The following is a 16,589-nucleotide window of genomic DNA, read 5'->3' as shown; positions in this document are numbered from 1 at the left end:
AAACGATGACCCCTACCATAGCGTCCATCGCGGACGAACTGCTGGCGCGCAGTGACGGCAAGGACCGTTTCATCGTGGCGTTGGCAGGCCCTCCCGGCGCGGGCAAGTCGTTTCGATCCGCCTGGCTGGCCCGACAGCTCAATGAGCGTCTGCCGGGCATCGCCGAAGTGGTGCCTATGGATGGCTACCACTACGACAACGCCGTGCTCGAGCCCATGGGGTTGCTGGCGTTGAAGGGAGCACCAGAGACCTTTGACGTGGAGGGATTGCGTCATGACCTGACGCGGCTGAAGCGAGCCGACCGCCCGGTGGCGGTACCCGTGTTCGATCGTCCTCTCGATCTGGCGCGCGCTGGCGCAAGGGTCATCACGCCCCATCACCGTCTACTGATTGTCGAAGGCAACTATCTGCTGCTGGATCATGGTCCATGGCAGGCGTTGCAGGACTTCTTCGACTTCAGCCTGTTTCTTGAAGTCGATGACAGCGAGCTGGAGAGGCGCCTGATCGAACGCTGGATCGGCATGGGCCAGGATCCCTCCGGCGCCATTGCCAAGGCGCGAGACAAGGACATGCTCAACGCGCGTTTGATCAAGACCCGGTCGCGGCGCGCCGATCTTTACTGGCACTGACCCCCGTCGTCGACGGCGGCGTGGCCCTTTCCCGGGACACATCTGCATCCATCGCCTGCACGTCTAATCAGATTGGCGTGGCGCAACGTTTTCTTACTGCAACACTGGCGGAGAGCCAATATGACTCGACTTTCCAATGCGACACTGGCTCATCTCGATCCGCACGTGTCGGTGCCATCGTACCGGCGCACGGCGCTGACTCCCGGGATGGCGCACATCGGGGTAGGGGGCTTTCATCGCGCCCACCAGGCCATGTATCTGGATCGCTTGATGGAAGCAGGGCAGGCCCACGACTGGGGCATTGTCGGCATTGGCGTGATGCCGGGTGACCGTCGCATGCAGGAGGCGCTGGCCAGCCAGGACTACCTGTACACCCTGGTGGTAAAGCACCCGAACGGGGTGCTCGAACCGCGTGTCATTGGCTCGATCATCGACTACCGCTACGCGCCGGATGACCCGGAAGGCGTTATCGAGATGCTGGCAGACCCTGCTATCCGCATTGTGTCGCTGACGGTCACAGAGGGAGGCTACAACGTTCATCCGATCACCGGAGAGTTTGATCTGGAAACGGCCGATGTGCTCCATGACCTGGAACATCCGATGGCGCCTCGCAGCAGCTTTGGCCTGGTGGTCGCGGCGATCGAGCGTCGCCGGGATCGCGGCCTTGCCCCCTTTACGGTGATGTCCTGTGACAATATTCCCGGCAATGGCGATGTGGCCAGGCGGATGTTCGGCGCCTTCGCCCACGCGCGGGATCCGCAGCTGGGGCAGTACCTTGAAGCGCAGGTACCGTTTCCCAACTCGATGGTGGACCGGATCACGCCCGTGACCACGCCGGCGGATATCGAGGAACTGCATCAGCGCTTTGATCTCGAGGATGCCTGGCCCGTCATCTGCGAGCCGTTCACCCAGTGGGTGCTGGAAGATCATTTCGCGATGGGGCGCCCGGCCCTGGATGACGTGGGGGTGCAGGTGGTCGAGGATGTGGAGCCTTATGAGCTGATGAAGCTACGGCTGCTCAACGCCAGTCATCAGGCCATGTGCTATCTGGGCTACCTGGCGGGTTATCGGTATGCCCACGAGGTGTGCCAGGACCCGCTGTTCGTCGAGTTCCTGCTGGGCTACATGGAAGACGAAGGCAGCCCGACGCTGCCGGAAGTGCCTGGCGTCGACCTGGACCAGTACCGACATACCTTGATCGAGCGCTTTGCCAATCCCGAGATCAAGGACACCTTGGCACGGCTGTGTGCCGAAAGCTCTGACCGTATTCCCAAGTGGCTGGTGCCGGTGATACGCCGCCAGTTGGAACAGGGCGGCGCGCTGAAGCGCTCGGCCACGGTGGTGGCAAGCTGGGCGCGCTATGCCGAGGGTGTGGACGAACAGGGACAGCCTATTGCCGTTGTCGATCGTCTCAAGGACCAGCTGACACCGATTGCCGCCTCTCAACACGCGCGGCCCACGGCCTTTATCGAGAACAGAGAGCTGTTTGGCAGTCTGGCGGAGGCCCCACGCTTCGTCGACGCCTATGTCGAAGCGCTCAAGCGCTTGCAGCAGCAGGGGGCACGCGCCACCCTTGAGGCATTGGCCGCTGACGAGACCCGGAGCCAGGTATGAGACAAGCGACGAGACAAGCGACGAGATAAGGAGACAGCCCATGTATCTCGGTGTGGATTGCGGCACGCAGAGCACCAAAGTGGTGGTGGTGGACCTGGAAAGGGGAGCATGCCTTGGTGAAGCCAGCCGACCTCACCGACTCGATGAAGGGGCCAATGGGCGGCGTGAGCAGTGGCCAGAAGATTGGACGGAAGCGTTTCGAGGGGCGTTTCACCAGGCGCTTGACCGCGCTGGCGTGACGGCTGCCTCGGTGCAGGCGATCGGGATTTCCGGTCAGCAGCATGGCATGGTGGCGCTGGATGAAAGGGGCCAGGTGCTGTATCCCGCCAAGCTCTGGTGTGATACCGAAACCCACAGGGAAAATGACGCGCTGATCCATGCCCTGGGGGGGGAACAAGGCTGTCTCGAGCGTCTGGGACTGGTGCTGCAGACCGGTTATACCGCCTCCAAGGTCGCCTGGCTGCGCCGCCAGCATCCCGAGGTGTATGCTCGGGTCGCCAGCGTGCTGTTGCCCCACGACTATCTCAACTATTGGCTGACCGGAGAGCGGGTGGCCGAGGCAGGGGACGCCTCGGGCACCGGCTACTTCGATACTCGCGCGCGACACTGGCGCCCCGATGTATGGTCGCTGATCGCACCGGAGCTCGACCCTGAGCGGGTGCTGCCGCGGTTGATCGACTCCCGCGAGGTCGCCGGGCAGGTGCGGCCCGCCCTGGCGCGAGAGCTCGGCTTACGCGAAGGCGTCATCGTTGCCAGCGGTGGCGGGGACAACATGCTGGGGGCCATCGGTACCGGCAACATTGCGCCCGGCATGGTCACCATGAGTCTCGGCACCTCGGGCACGGTATGTGCCCATTCTGCGCAGCCGGTAAAGGCCGAATCCGCCATGGTTGCCAACTTCTGCGCCAGCCACGATGGCTGGCTGCCGCTGGTGTGCACCATGAATACCACCTCGGCGACCAATCGTGTGCGAGAGCTGTTCGGCCTCGACCTCGCCGGCTTCAATCAGGCGATCCAGTCGGCACCGATAGGCGCCGATGGAGTGACGGTGTTGCCGTTCTTCAACGGCGAGCGGGTACCCGCGCTGCCAGAGGCGAGCGCTTCCTTTCTGGGATTGAACAGCCGCAATACCTCGCCTGCGCATCTATGTCGTGCGGTGGTCGAGGGCGCGACCTTCTGTTTGCGCTACGGGCTTGACCTGCTGGGCCCATTGGCCGATCAGGCCAGTCAGATTCGCCTGATCGGGGGCGGCGCCCACAGCCCCGCCTGGCGTCAGATGGTAGCGGACGTCACCCAGGCAGAAGTGGTGTGTCCAAGCGTCACTGACGCCGCGGCGCTAGGTGGTGCCATACAGGCGGCCTGGTGCAACGGCGAGGGCGAACTCGACAGCCTCTGCCAGTCGCTGATTCAGTTGGATGAGACCACGCGCTGCGTGCCGGATCCGGAGGGTGTGAGGCGCTATCGTGACGTGTACCCCGGTTGGCGACAGGCGCTAGCCACCCTGCACGGAGGACACTGAGGCGCAGGGGCTGTGCCGTGTCTGGCGTTGTATGGAAGAATTCTAATCTAAAGCTTACGTTATCTGCGCTATCGGTCATGACACGTTGACCTGGAATCACGCGCTGCCCTACTGATGTATATAACGCAGGGGCTTCTGGTATTTTACGGGTCGGAAGGCGCTGGCGGATCTTTCCTCGGCGTCTGCATGGCCCTCTGTGTCATCACGTTTCCTGGCCTGGTAGGTCGGGCCCGGGCTCCGGGCCATGCTGGTCGCCGTCACAACAACAAGTGTGGCATTCAAGAGGCTACCAACATGTCGACTCCACAGCGGTCCGTGGCAAAACCCTCTGGCTCTGGCCGATCCTTCTCATCATTCATGCAGCGCCTGGGTGATGGCGCTGCTTCCTTCGGTATCCGCTGGATTCCCGATCCCTTCGCCCTGGCGGTAATCCTCACGCTGATGGTGTTCGGCGCTGCGCTGGCGTTCACTCCGCATGGTCCTGTGGAGCTGATCGACCAGTGGTACGGCGGTTTCTGGCGCCTGCTGACCTTTGCCATGCAAATGGTCTTGATCGTGGTCACCGGCTTTGGCCTGGCCACTGCACCGTCAATGCAGCGGGCACTACGCTGGGTGGCCTCGCTGCCCCGTTCACGCACAGGCGCGATTGTGGTGACCGCGCTGGCGGGCAGCATTTTGTCTTTCCTGCACTGGGGGGTAGGTCTGATCGTCAGTGCCTTTCTTGCCAGAGAGGTGGCGCGCTACGCCCGCGACAATGGTCTGGCGGTGCACTTTCCTCTGCTCGCTGCGGCTGCCTACGGAGGTGGGGTCATTTCCCAGACTGGGCTGACAAGTTCGGGCGCCCTGCTGGTCAATACGCCAGGACACTTTCTGGAATCCAGCATCGGCCTGATCCCCCTCTCCGAGACGATCTTCCAGCCCTACAACCTGATCTTTGTGCTGCTGACGGTGGTGGTCACGCCGCTGCTGCTGGCACTGTTGCATCCATCGCCCACCACGACCGTGGTCTACGCGGGCCAGGACGATGAAGACAGCGTGGAAGAGCCGCTCTCCGACGAGGAGCGGCGCCTGCCCGCCAACCGGGTAAACCGCAGCCGCGTACTGTGCTGGGCCATCGCCTTGGCCGGCCTGTTCTTCGTGGTGCGCTACATCCTGGCGGAAGGCCTGCTGGGGCTGGATCTCAATGTGCTGAACTTTGGCTTTCTGATGCTGGGCCTGCTGATGCACGGCTCGCTGGGCAACTACTCCCGAGCCATCATGCGGGCGTCGTCTGCCGCAGGTGGCATCATCCTGCAGTTCCCCTTCTACGCCGGCATCCTGGGGCTGATGGCCGGTAGTGGCCTGTTCAGCATGATTGCAGACTGGTTTGTCAGCATCTCGACGCCAGACACCTTTCCGCTGTACAGCATGATCAGCGCTGCACTGGTCAACTTTGCCGTGCCCTCCGGTGGCGGGCAGTGGGCCGTTCAGGGACCGATCGCTACAGCGGCGGCGCTGCAACTTGGCCTACCGGCCCATCTTGCCGTCATGTCGGTGATGATGGGGGATCAGCTGACCAATCTTGCACAGCCCTTCTGGCTGCTGCCCATTCTGGGGGTGACAGGGCTCAAGGCCGGTCAGGTGATGGGCTACACCATCCTGCTGATGTTCGTGGTCTTCATCATCAACGCGGCGTGTTTGCTGTGGCTGGTGTAGGGCCGGTTCGGGTAGGCTCGGAAAGCCATGTCACAGTCCCATGGCTTTCCACCAGACGTCCAATACAAGGGCCTGTACAAGGTCCAACAAGACAAGGATGAAGGCATGCCAAGCGATCAAGGGTCCATGCACCAGGATGCACTGCTGTCACTGTCCGCCAGCGAGCTCTCGCGGCAACTGCACGCCAAGGAGCTGAGCTGTAAAGACGTCATGGCCGCATATCTGGCGCACATAGATGCCGCCAATCCGGTGGTCAATGCCATCGTGTCCCGGCGCGATCCTGACCTGCTGATGGACGAAGCCGGCGAGTGCGATCGTGAGCTGGCGGCAGGGCGTTCTCGCGGTTGGTTGCATGGCATCCCCCAGGCGATCAAGGACCTCTCGGCCACCCGGGATATGCCGACCTCGATGGGATCCCCCTTGTTTGCCGGTCAGGTGCCCGAACAGGACGGCATCATGGTCGAGCGCATGCGTCGAGCCGGGGCCATCTTTATCGGCAAGACCAATACGCCGGAATTCGGCCTTGGCTCCCACACCTACAACCAGGTCTTTGGCGCCACGCGAAACGCCTATGATCCTCGCTTGTGTGCGGGGGGATCCAGTGGCGGTGCCGCGGCGGCGCTGGCCATGCGAATGCTGCCGGTGGCGGATGGCAGCGACATGATGGGTTCGCTGCGCAACCCTGCGGCCTATCACAACGTGTTTGGCTTGCGCCCTTCCTTTGGGCGGGTGCCCCATGGACCGGGTCCAGAGATATTCGGCCACCAGTTGGCGACCGAGGGCCCGATGGGGAGAACTGTCGAGGATGTGGCCCGCTTGCTGGCGACCCAGGCGGGGGCACACCCCAGTGCGCCCTTGTCATTGCAAGATGATCCGGCGTCACTGGCAGGCCCACTCGCCCAAGAAGATGCGATCAAGGGTCTGAGAATCGGCTGGCTGGGCGACTGGCAGGGACATCTGGCGATGGAACAGGGGGTGCTGGAGGTGTGCCAGGGGGCATTGGCGGTATTCGAGGATCTGGGCGCCCGGGTCGAGGCCCTGGACCCGGGCTTCGACCCTGCGCGACTGTGGCAAAGCTGGCTGGTATTGCGCCAATGGGCCATCGCCGGCAGCCTTTCCGAAGTGTGGCAGGACGTGTCGCGCCGAGACGCATTGAAGCCAGAGGCGCAGTGGGAAATCGAACAGGGTATGCAGCGGTCGGCGCTGGATGTTCACCGTGCCAATGTGGCGCGAAGTGCCTGGCACGCTCGTCTGCTCGAACTCTTCCAGCAGTATGACGCCCTGGTCCTGCCAAGCGCTCAGGTCTTTGCGTTTGATGTGGAGACCCCATGGCCACCCCAAATCGCAGGGCGCACCATGGACACCTATCACCGCTGGATGGAAGTGGTCATCGCTGGGTCACTGTCGGGTTGTCCGGTGATCAACCTGCCTGCAGGTTTTGATGCTCGAGGACGTGCCATGGGCATCCAGGTGATCGCCCCGCATCGCCAGGATCTGGCGCTGCTGCGTTGGGCCCATGCCTTTGAACAGGCCGGGCCTGACTGGCTGACGCGTGAGCCCAACTGGCGTCACCTGGCTAACTGAGACAGGGGCTCAGCGAGGGATTCTCATGCCTGCCGCCATACGTCACTCACCAGCTGGTAACTGTTGAGGCGATCCTCCAGGGCATAGGTATCCGTGTTGAGCATCAACTCGTCGGCCTGGGTGCGCTCGAGCATGCGCTCCAGGCCGTCGCGCACCGTGCTTGGGCTGCCGATGACCGCCGCGCCGAGAAAGCTCTCGACCTGGGCGCGCTCCATGGGGTTCCAGTCGAGCGAGCGGACCGGTGGCTTGGCGCGTCCCCGCTGGCCGCGAATCAGGCCCAGAAACTTCTGCTGTGCGGTGGTGGAGAGAAAGTGCGCATGTTCGTCGCTGTCCGCCGCCAGTACCGGCAGTCCGACCATGGCGTAAGGCGCCTCCAGTACGGCTGAGGTCTGGAAGTTGCGCCGATAGACCGCCAGAGCATCATCCAGCTGCGCCGGGGCGAATTGAGCGGCAAAGGCAAACGGCAGACCCTTGTGAGCGGCAAGTTGGGCGCTGTAGAGGCTTGAGCCCAGCAGCCAGATCGGCACCCGGGTTCCCTGGCCCGGCACGGCCTGAACTCGCTGTCCCGGACGCGCCTCATCCAGGTAACCTTCCAGTTCTTCCAGACGCTGCGGAAAGTCGTCCACCCCCGCGTGGGGGTCGCGACGCATGGCTGCCATGGTGGCAGCATCAGAGCCGGGGGCGCGGCCCAGGCCGAGATCAATTCGCCCAGGATATAGCGTCTCCAGTGTCCCGAACTGCTCGGCAATCACCAGAGGAGGGTGATTGGGCAGCATGATGCCGCCGCTGCCGATACGAATGCGCGACGTTTTCCCGGCAATGTGGCCCATCAGTACCGAGGTGGCGGCACTGGCAATGCCTTCCAGGCTGTGGTGCTCCGCCAGCCAGTAGCGAGTGAAACCCTGCGACTCGGTCAAGCGGGCCAGCGCCACGCTATCGCTGAAGCTATCGGCGATGGTGCCGCCGTCACGGATGGGGGCCAGGTCGAGAACAGAAAGAGGGGTAGTGCTGAGGCGAGTCATGAAGCGTTCCTCCGCGATCCGGCATGTTTCGTCAGGATAAAGAGACATCTTGAATGTCGATACCGGCTGATTTTTTGCCGTCCCGGCTTATGTCTAGGGGAAGATGCTGGCAATCGCACCCAATTCATTATGATGACACTGGGGTGCGTGAAGCGCGCCTTGTCGTCCTTCACCGTGGCATCCACGGCGCGGTGTGAGCAAACGCCTTGCCATGACGTCAGCACCTTCGAGACGGCGATGGCTAGGTGGGGATGATAGATAACAAACTAACTGTTATCAAAGCATAGGTCTGCAAAGGCTGCTCGGTGAGTCTCCGGGCAGAAACGTTCTCTCGTGAGCGTCCGCGCGAAGTTCTCGCCGGAGCGGCGCTGCACAGGCCTTCCAACAAGCAGTCGAACAAAAGGAAGGCGATATGCAACGTGATGAAGGACAGCGGGTCTTTTATGCCTCCGCCGTCATCATACTGATACTGGTGGCGCTGGGAGCGCTGTTCCCCGAGGGCTTTGGAGAAGTCGCCAGTCGTGCCCTCGGTGGGGTGTCCCACTATTTTGGCTGGTTCTATCTGCTGTCGGTGACCGGCATTGTGGTGTTTCTGCTGGCGCTGGCCATGGGGCGCTACGGCAAGATTCGGCTAGGGCCCCAGGACAGCAAGCCGGAGTATGGCTTCTTCTCCTGGATCAGCATGCTGCTGGCCGCCGGTTTCGGCGTCGGGTTGGTGTTCTACGGCATGGCGGAACCCATGACGCATTACATCGCACCGCCCTATGGTGACGTCGCACCGGAATCCGCGGCGTCAGCCCGCTATGCTATTCAGTACAGCTTCTTCAACTGGGGCATCCATCAGTGGGCGTCCTTCGCGCTGGTGGGGTTGATCATTGCGTACTACCAGTTTCGCAAGGATCAGGCGGGACTCGTCTCGGTGGTGCTGCGACCACTGACGGCCAAGCGTCCGGGGTTGCGTCGTTTCAATGGCGCGCTGGATGTGTTTGCGGTCGTGGCCACGGTGATGGGGGTGGCGACCTCGTTGGGACTGGGAGTACTGCAGACCAATGGTGGATTGCACGCGGTGTTCGGGGTGCCTGAGAGCGGGCTGTGGCAGTTCCTTATCCTGTTCTGCATGTTTCTGGCGTACATGGCCTCGACCTGGTCTGGACTGGACAAGGGCATCAAGCGCCTGTCGAATCTCAACATGATCATGTGCATCGCCATGATGCTGTATGTGCTATTCACCGGGCCGACCATCAAGATCCTGGAAACCATCACCCTGGGCCTTGGCGACTACGTGCAGAACTTTTTCGTCATGAGTCTGCGCATGTCGCCTTACAACAATGATCCCTGGGCGCAGAACTGGACCATCTTCTACTGGGCCTGGGTCATCGCCTGGGCACCCTTTGTCGGCACCTTCGTCGCGCGGATTTCGCGGGGGCGTACCATCAAGGAATATGTCTTTGGGGTGCTGTTTGTGCCACCGCTGCTGGCGTGCCTGTGGCTGGGCGTGTTTGGCGGCACCGCCATCCATATGGAATTGGCGACGGAAGGGCTGGGGCTGGCCCAGGCGACACAGCAGAACATCACCGTGGCGCTGTTCGAAATGTTCGACCTGATGCCGTTCTCGGGACTGCTGTCCGTCATGGCCATGCTGTTGATCTTTATCTTCCTGGTCACCTCGGCAGATTCGGCCTCGTATATCGTGGCCCAGATGACGGACAACGGCTCCATCGATCCGCCGCTGTACAAGCGGGTGTTGTGGGGGGTACTGATCGCCGCCATCTGTCTGACGCTGATTGCCGCCGGCGGCCTCAAGGGGCTGCAATCAGCCTCGGTGCTGGCGGCGCTGCCCTTCACCTTTATTCTGTACATGATGGTGGTCGTCATGGTCCGCGAGTTGCGCAAGGATCGTAAGCTGATGCTCGAGGGCCTGCGGCAGCACTACCGTGAGATGCCGGTGGGGGCAGATGCCTTCGAGGCACGTGATCAGGCCAAGAGTGATGGCATGCCGCCTCCCGAGGAGGCCCTCAAGGAAGATGATGAAACGGCCGAGAACGACACCGCAACGCTGGTGGCGCCGAAGCCTCAACCGTGACGCCATTACGCCAGCGAGCGGGTAGCCGCTGTGACGTTCGCTATTGATGCCGCTATCGATAGCCATGCCGGTGCCTTGGGGCACCGGCTTTTTTGTGCTCAAACGAATATTCACCTACCGTGATGGACAGTCCGACTTTTGTTAGGGTGCTACGCCCTGATTCTCATGACCGCCGTTTGGCAAGGAGTGTCCATGAACGGTCGAACGATACAGGAGCGTCTACCGCTCGCTGGCAAGGATCGCGTCTTCCGTCTGTCTGCCCTCATCATCATCGCCCTGGTGGCCGTTGGCGCCAGCTTCCCCGAGGCCTTTGGCGACGCCGCCAGTGCCGCGCTTGGCAAGGTGACCCACTACTTTGGCTGGTTCTATCTGCTGGCAGTGTTCGCCTTTGTGATCTTTCTGATCGGCCTGGCGGTGAGCAAGTACGGCAAGGTACGCCTGGGTCCTCAGGACAGTACGCCGACCTATGACACCTTCTCGTGGATCAGCATGCTGCTGGCGGCAGGCTTTGGTGTCGGGCTGGTGTTCTATGGCATGGCCGAGCCCATGACCCACTTTGCCGTACCCCCCTATGGTGCGGTCGAGGCGGAAAGCGTGGAGGCCGCGCGCTATGCCATTCAGATGAGCTACTTCAACTGGGGGGTTCACCAGTGGGCGGCCTTTTCGCTGGTGGGGTTGATCATCGCCTACTTCCAGTTCCGCAAGGATCAGGCCGGGCTGGTGTCGTCGGTGCTGTCCTCGATGACGGCCAAGCGACCTGCCATCCGTCCCTACACCGACTGGCTGGATATCTTTGCGGTCGTGGCCACCGTGATGGGGGTCGCGACGTCGCTGGGCCTGGGCGTGCTGCAGATGAATGGCGGTCTCAACGCTGTGTTCGGTCTACCGGAGAACGGTTGGTGGCAGGCGATCATTTTGTCGGTCATGTTCCTGGCGTACATGGCATCGACCTGGTCCGGCCTCGACAAGGGCATCAAGCGCTTGTCCAATCTCAACATGGCCTTGTGCATCGCCATGATGCTGTACGTGCTCTTCACCGGGCCGACGGTGAAGATTCTCGAGACCATTACGCTGGGGCTGGGCGACTATCTTCAGAACTTCATTGGCATGAGCCTGACCATGTCGCCCTACAATGACGATCCCTGGGCGTCGCAGTGGACCATCTTCTACTGGGCCTGGGTCATTGCCTGGTCGCCCTTTGTCGGCACCTTTGTCGCTCGTGTCTCGCGCGGACGCACCATTCGCGAGTATGTGCTTGGCGTGCTCGTCGTTCCGCCGTTGCTGGCCTGTCTGTGGATCGGCGTCTTCGGTGGCGCCGCCCTGCATATGGAGCTGGGGGGAGATGCCGGACTGGCGGCGGCGACACAGAGCAATATCACCGTGGCCCTGTTCGAGATGTTCGACCTGATGCCCTTCTCGACGCTGCTGTCGGTGGTGGCGATGCTGCTGATCTTTATCTTTCTTGTCACCTCTGCGGATTCTGCGTCATTCATCGTGGCTCAGATGACCGATAACGGTTCCATCGCCCCTCCGCTCTACAAGCGAGTGTGCTGGGGGCTGCTGATCGCTGCCATATGCCTCACCCTGATTGTGGCGGGGGGCCTCAAAGGGCTGCAGTCCGCCTCGGTGCTGGCGGCGCTGCCGTTTTCGTTCATTCTCTTCGGCATGATGTTCGTGCTGGTCAAGGAATTGCAGACGGATCGTCGCAACATGCTGTCCCAACTCTATCGCCAGCATGGCGAGACACCCGTCGGCGCCGATCCCTTCGAAGCCGGCAACATGGCGGAAGAGGAGCGCTTGCGCCGGGCACCTAACGTCGTCAACCGGCGCATCAATCACTAGCCGAGACCCGCCGGCAGCGGGGGCCGCTTCCGAAGCGCCCCCGGCTGTCCACAGGCCATCATCCGACGGCGCCATGGCGGTGGCGCCTAGCGCCGGTCGCCTCCTTTTATTAGGCAATTGCGGTATTCTGGATGCTTTGGTGGTCAGGGAGGCCGCCAGCACGTAAGCTCAAGGTATCGTCGGAAGGATCTCGGCCATGAATTCTCCACCTGCCCGCGGCGCCACCCGCCGCAGGGCATCGTCTCGTCGCAGACGCCTGTCATTCACCTGGACCAGTTTTGATCGCTGGCTGGATCGTGTCGTCACCGTAGCGGTGCTGACGGCAGTGGCTGTGGGACTCGTGGCGTTGGCAATGTCGTTGTTGGTGGAGCCGTAGGCGGCACTTCAGACCGCCGCCAATGAGCTCAAGCGCCAGGGAGGGGGAATGATCCAATGGCTGCTGGTGATGCTGCTGGTGCTTGGCATTGCGCTGGACAAGGGCATTATCGTCATCCCTGACCGCTACAATCCCTGGGCTCCCATTTCCTTGGACGCTTCTCCTGGCCCCTGGTTTCGCTACAAGCTGTCCCGCCTGGGCGATGATCCCGAGGCGTGTCGCAGCGTGTTGGCCAGTGACCCCGCTCAGCGCTTCTCTGCGATGGAAGATGCCACCGTCGGCGACTGTTCGCTTACCAACCTGGTGCGCATGCAAGGCGGTGATGTCGCCGTTCAGCCGCCGGTCATGACCCGTTGCCCGCTGGCGGTTGCGTGGGCGATGTATGAACGTGGGCTAAGCGAGGCAGCGAGCCGCCAGTTGGGCACCGGCATCGCCCGCATCGAGCATATGGGCAGCTTCGCCTGCCGCAATATCTACGGACGGGCGACCGGCCGGCGTAGCCAGCACGCTACCGCAGAGGCGTTGGATGTCGGGGCCTTCATCACCACGGATGGTCGCAGGATAAGTCTGCTCAACGACTGGGGTGAGGGGGCACCGGGGCGATTCCTCGAGGAGGCAGGAGAGCACGCTTGCACGGTGTTCGGTACCGTTCTGGGGCCCGATTACAATGCCGCCCACGCCGATCATTTTCATCTCGGCGTGGGCGGCAGGGTGTGTCGCTAGTGGCGTTTCAGAGCATCCGCCGGTGTTGCGGCGGCGGTCTGATCAGCGGCTCAGGTCGATGTCATTCGAGTCGGTCGCCGCTCCGGTGGCAGCGCCAACGCCGCCCCCGATAACCGCGCCCTTGCCGACATCGCCACCGGTGATGGCGGCAGCACCTGCGCCGACCGCGGCGCCAACGCCAGCGCCGCTCAGGGCTCGCTCACCCGTGCCGGTTCCGCACGCCGCTAGACCCAGCGCCAGTGTGGCAGCCATCAGACAGCTCAGTGTCAGTCGTTTCATGCCGAGTTCCTCATTGGTATCGGAGTTGCTCATACCTTAGGCCGGTGGGTTAACTGTGCGCAAGTGGAACAAATTTGAACGAAATGTCTCCAAATTGCGCCAAAGTGATCGGCGAGACGGAGGCGTCGTGTCGAACGGGTCAGGTTGACATGCCCCGGCGACACGACGGATCGACATGCCAGACACAGCAAGACGCCGTCGGCGGTTAAGCGCGACGGCGTCTTGGTGCTGTCGTCCGACAACGGCTCGGATGCTGTCTGATCCATCGGGATCAGTTGTCGAGGTCGATATCGTCCTCGTCGGTGGCAGCACCCGCAGCAGCGCCAACGCCGCCGCCAATGACAGCGCCCTCGGCCACGTCTCCGCCGGTGGCGGCGGCAGCGCCAGCGCCCACGGCAGCGCCAACACCGGCACCGCTAGCGGCACGCTCGCCAGTGCCGGTGCCGCAGGCGGCCAGGCCCAGGGTCATGAAAGCAGCCAGCAGCAGGCTGGAGAGTGTCTTGATGGAACCCTTCCTCATGATGTTTCTCCTTTGCTGTTATGTGCCTTTTCGAGCCTATGGATCTTGGCGTTGGAGCACAAGCCCTTGATTCAGCGCTGGCTGTCTCCTAAAGGAGACGCTTTCCGTGGTGAGCGAGACACTCAGGGCCGTGGCTGTTGCTGGGTGATGCAGTGAATGTTTCCGCCGCCCAGCAATATCTCGCGAGCGGGCACGCCAACCACACGGCGGTCCGGGAACAGGCGCGCCAGGATGTCCATGACGGTGGCGTCATGGCGCGGATCGAGCTGGGGCATGACCACGACACGGTTGCCGATGTAGAAGTTGACGTAGGACGCCGCCATCCTGTCGCCGGGGCGACGTGGGTGGGAGCTGGCCAGTCGATCAATGCCGCTGGCCTCATCCTCTGCGATGGTCAGCGGGCCAGGCTGTGGCAAGGGGTGCACAGTGATGGCTCTGCCCTTGGCATCGGTACTGGCCTCGAGCACCGCTCGGGCTTCCCGGCAGATGGCGTACTCGGGATCGGTGTCGTCGTCACACCAGGTCAAGGCAACTTCGGCCGGGCCAACAAAGCAGCACAGGTTGTCGACGTGGCCATCGGTTTCATCGAGATAGCAGCCCCTGGGCAGCCAGATGACCTTCTGGATACCCAGGCTATCCTGGAGCCGGCGCTCCATGGTGGCGCGATCCATGCCGGGGTTGCGATTGGGGTTCAGCAGGCACTCTTCGGTGGTGATCAGGGTGCCTTCGCCGTCGACATGAATGGCGCCGCCTTCCAGCACCACCTCCACATCAAAGCAGGGAATGCCCAGCATCTCCGCGATCTTGGGCCGAATCCTGCGGTCCTTGTCCCAGGGGAAGTAGAGCCCATCCTTGAGGCCGCCCCAGGCGTTGAATTCCCAGTCGACCAGAGCTAGGCCCTTGTCCGGATGCACCAGGAAGGTCGGGCCGACGTCTCGCATCCAGGCATCGTTGCTGGAAAGTTCGACAACACGGACGTGGGCCGGCAACTGGTGCCTGGCATTTTCATACTGATCGTCGTTGACCCCGACGTAGACGGTCTCGCTTTCGGCAATGGCACTGGCGACAGCGACGAAGGCTTGCTGGGCGGGTTTCGCGCCGAGGCGCCAGGTGTCGGGACGCTGGGGCCAGAGCATCCAGCACGCATCGTGGGGGGCGAATTCCGCCGGCATGACATAGCCCTGTGCGGCGGGCGTAGCGGCGGACGGTGCGACAGAGGAAGGGCAGTGTGTAGGGTGCATGGCAGGACTCACAGCAGACCAAGGATCAGAAAGACGCCGGTGGCGAGTGCCGCCGCGATCAGGACATAGGGAATTTGGGTCAGGGCGTGGGCCATCGGGCTGCAGCCGCTACCCTGGGCCGAGAGGACGGTGGAATCGCCATAGAAGCAGGCGTGGCTGCCGAAGGCGCTGGCCGAGATCAGTGCGCCAACCACCAGCGGCATGTTGGCGTCCATGCTCATGGCGAGCGGCAGGACGATGGGCATCGCGACTGCAAACAGTCCCCAGAACGAGCCGGTGGCAAAGGCCAGGAAGGCCATGGTGACGAACACCACGGCAGGCAGCAGACCGGCGGTCATCAGCGGTTCGACGGCAGCGATGACAACCTCGGTCAGGCCGAGCACATCGTTGACTTCCTTCAGGGCGAAGCCTGCCACCAGGGTGCCCAGCGGCATGATCATCGCCTTGAAACCCTCCAGCGCCGTATCGAAGGTGTCGTTGAAGCTCAGCAGTCGCTGCACGGCGATCAGCACCAGGGTGACCGCCAGGGCCACGATGACGCCGCGCAGGATATCGATATCGAAGTACCAGGTGGCGACGATCAGGCTGGCGATCGGCAGCAGGAAGTTAAGCAGGTGAGGGCTCTTGCCATCGTACTTGGTGTCGATCTGCAGAGCATGCTCTTCCCCGCCATCGGGGACGGGCTGTCCGCCCCGGGCACGCGCTTCGGCCTTCTTCATGGGACCAATATCGGGCAGCCAGCCAAGCGCTACCAGCGGCACGATAGCGGCGGCGACCCAGGCATAGGCCATGTACGGAATGGAAGAGATGTACAGCGACATGCCGTTGCTGGCGACGTCGTTGTCCTCCAGCAGTCCCGCGAAGAACACCGCCCAGGTCGAGAAAGGCACCAGAATGCACACCGGCGCCGCGGTGGAGTCGACGATGTAGGCCAGCTTCTCACGGGATACGCCGAAACGGTCGGTGATCTTCTTCATCGAGGCGCTGATGGTCAGTGCATTGAGGTAGTCGTCGACGAAGATCACCAGGCCTAGCACCCAGGTGGTGAGGAGACTTTGCCGGCGGCTATGCAGGCGGCGGGTCATGGCGTCGCCGAAGCTGAGCACGCCGCCGGTCTTGACCAGCAGGGCGATCAAGCTGCCAAACAGCCCGCAGACCAGAATGATCCAGGTGACGGTGTCGTTACCGAGCACGTCGAGCAGAATATCGGAGCCCCGCGTAATGACTTCGCTGGGGGCGATCATCAACAGGCCGACGAGGCAGCCAGTCAGCAGGGATTCGATGGTACGTCGGGTGATGATGGCGGTCACCAGCACCACCAGGGTCGGAACCAGGCTCCATGCGCCGTAGGTGTCCATGCAAGCTCCTTGTTTCGCTTTAGGCGAGCGTTGTTATTGAAGGGAGCGGTGGCCGCCACCAAAGGGAGTCCTCGACAGGGTGTGTCGCTGAGGCGGCCTACTCA

14 protein-coding genes are annotated in these 16,589 nt (G+C 62.5%); 9 read left to right on the top strand and 5 right to left on the bottom strand.

Annotated features, from left to right (window positions below):
* Positions 1-5 precede the first annotated feature (5 nt).
* The 5 genes from KUV41_RS04495 to KUV41_RS04475 all read left to right on the top strand — a co-directional run bounded on the left by KUV41_RS04495 (position 6) and on the right by KUV41_RS04475 (position 7,041).
* Entirely contained in the window at positions 6-629 is a 624-nt protein-coding gene (locus KUV41_RS04495) for a nucleoside triphosphate hydrolase (protein WP_222162544.1), read from the top strand.
* A 120-nt stretch (positions 630-749) separates the two neighbouring features.
* Positions 750-2,243 carry a mannitol dehydrogenase family protein gene (locus KUV41_RS04490; protein WP_222484508.1) on the top strand — a complete coding sequence of 498 codons (1,494 nt, stop codon included), beginning with the start codon at positions 750-752 and terminating at the stop codon, positions 2,241-2,243.
* Between the two features lie 40 nt (positions 2,244-2,283).
* Entirely contained in the window at positions 2,284-3,762 is a 1,479-nt protein-coding gene (gene xylB / locus KUV41_RS04485; protein WP_222484507.1) for a xylulokinase, read from the top strand.
* 294 nt (positions 3,763-4,056) lie between these two features.
* A complete protein-coding gene (locus tag KUV41_RS04480; RefSeq protein ID WP_222237771.1) occupies positions 4,057-5,457 on the top strand; it encodes a short-chain fatty acid transporter in 1,401 nt (466 codons plus the stop codon).
* Between the two features lie 105 nt (positions 5,458-5,562).
* Positions 5,563-7,041 (top strand): amidase, encoded by a 1,479-nt coding sequence (locus tag KUV41_RS04475; RefSeq protein WP_222484506.1) that lies wholly within the window; start codon positions 5,563-5,565, stop codon positions 7,039-7,041.
* A gap of 23 nt (positions 7,042-7,064) precedes the next feature.
* Here the strand turns inward: KUV41_RS04475 and KUV41_RS04470 are convergent, their stop codons facing one another.
* Positions 7,065-8,063 (bottom strand): LLM class flavin-dependent oxidoreductase, encoded by a 999-nt coding sequence (locus tag KUV41_RS04470; RefSeq protein ID WP_222484503.1) that lies wholly within the window; start codon positions 8,061-8,063, stop codon positions 7,065-7,067.
* 412 nt (positions 8,064-8,475) lie between these two features.
* On the opposite strand from KUV41_RS04470, the gene KUV41_RS04465 reads away from it, so the two are divergent.
* From KUV41_RS04465 to KUV41_RS04450, 4 genes are all read left to right on the top strand, one after another.
* Positions 8,476-10,146 carry a BCCT family transporter gene (locus tag KUV41_RS04465; protein ID WP_206941728.1) on the top strand — a complete coding sequence of 557 codons (1,671 nt, stop codon included), beginning with the start codon at positions 8,476-8,478 and terminating at the stop codon, positions 10,144-10,146.
* 192 nt (positions 10,147-10,338) lie between these two features.
* On the top strand, positions 10,339-11,988 hold the full coding sequence (locus tag KUV41_RS04460; protein ID WP_222162550.1) for a BCCT family transporter: 1,650 nt from the start codon (positions 10,339-10,341) through the stop codon (positions 11,986-11,988).
* Positions 11,989-12,184: 196 nt separating this feature from the next.
* Positions 12,185-12,364, top strand: coding sequence for a hypothetical protein (locus tag KUV41_RS04455; protein ID WP_206941839.1), 180 nt, complete (start codon positions 12,185-12,187; stop codon positions 12,362-12,364).
* A 48-nt stretch (positions 12,365-12,412) separates the two neighbouring features.
* Positions 12,413-13,087: an extensin family protein gene (locus tag KUV41_RS04450; RefSeq protein ID WP_222484501.1), complete on the top strand. Its 675-nt coding sequence runs from the start codon at positions 12,413-12,415 to the stop codon at positions 13,085-13,087.
* 42 nt (positions 13,088-13,129) lie between these two features.
* Here the strand turns inward: KUV41_RS04450 and KUV41_RS04445 are convergent, their stop codons facing one another.
* From KUV41_RS04445 to KUV41_RS04430, 4 genes are all read right to left on the bottom strand, one after another.
* Complete coding sequence (locus KUV41_RS04445) at positions 13,130-13,366, bottom strand: hypothetical protein (protein ID WP_206941722.1); 237 nt, start codon at positions 13,364-13,366, stop codon at positions 13,130-13,132.
* Positions 13,367-13,637: 271 nt separating this feature from the next.
* Entirely contained in the window at positions 13,638-13,886 is a 249-nt protein-coding gene (locus KUV41_RS04440; protein WP_206941721.1) for a hypothetical protein, read from the bottom strand.
* Between the two features lie 122 nt (positions 13,887-14,008).
* A complete protein-coding gene (gene aguA / locus KUV41_RS04435; protein WP_206941719.1) occupies positions 14,009-15,127 on the bottom strand; it encodes an agmatine deiminase in 1,119 nt (372 codons plus the stop codon).
* Between the two features lie 8 nt (positions 15,128-15,135).
* Positions 15,136-16,485 carry a Na+/H+ antiporter NhaC family protein gene (locus KUV41_RS04430; RefSeq protein ID WP_206941716.1) on the bottom strand — a complete coding sequence of 450 codons (1,350 nt, stop codon included), beginning with the start codon at positions 16,483-16,485 and terminating at the stop codon, positions 15,136-15,138.
* Between the last annotated feature and the right edge of the window lie 104 nt (positions 16,486-16,589).

Source organism: Halomonas sp. DP8Y7-1 (genome assembly GCF_019801685.1).
Classification (GTDB): Bacteria; Pseudomonadota; Gammaproteobacteria; order Pseudomonadales; family Halomonadaceae; genus Halomonas; species Halomonas litopenaei_A.
The sequence above is the reverse complement of the archived record's forward strand: the minus strand, read 5'-3'. Positions and strand labels throughout refer to the sequence as shown.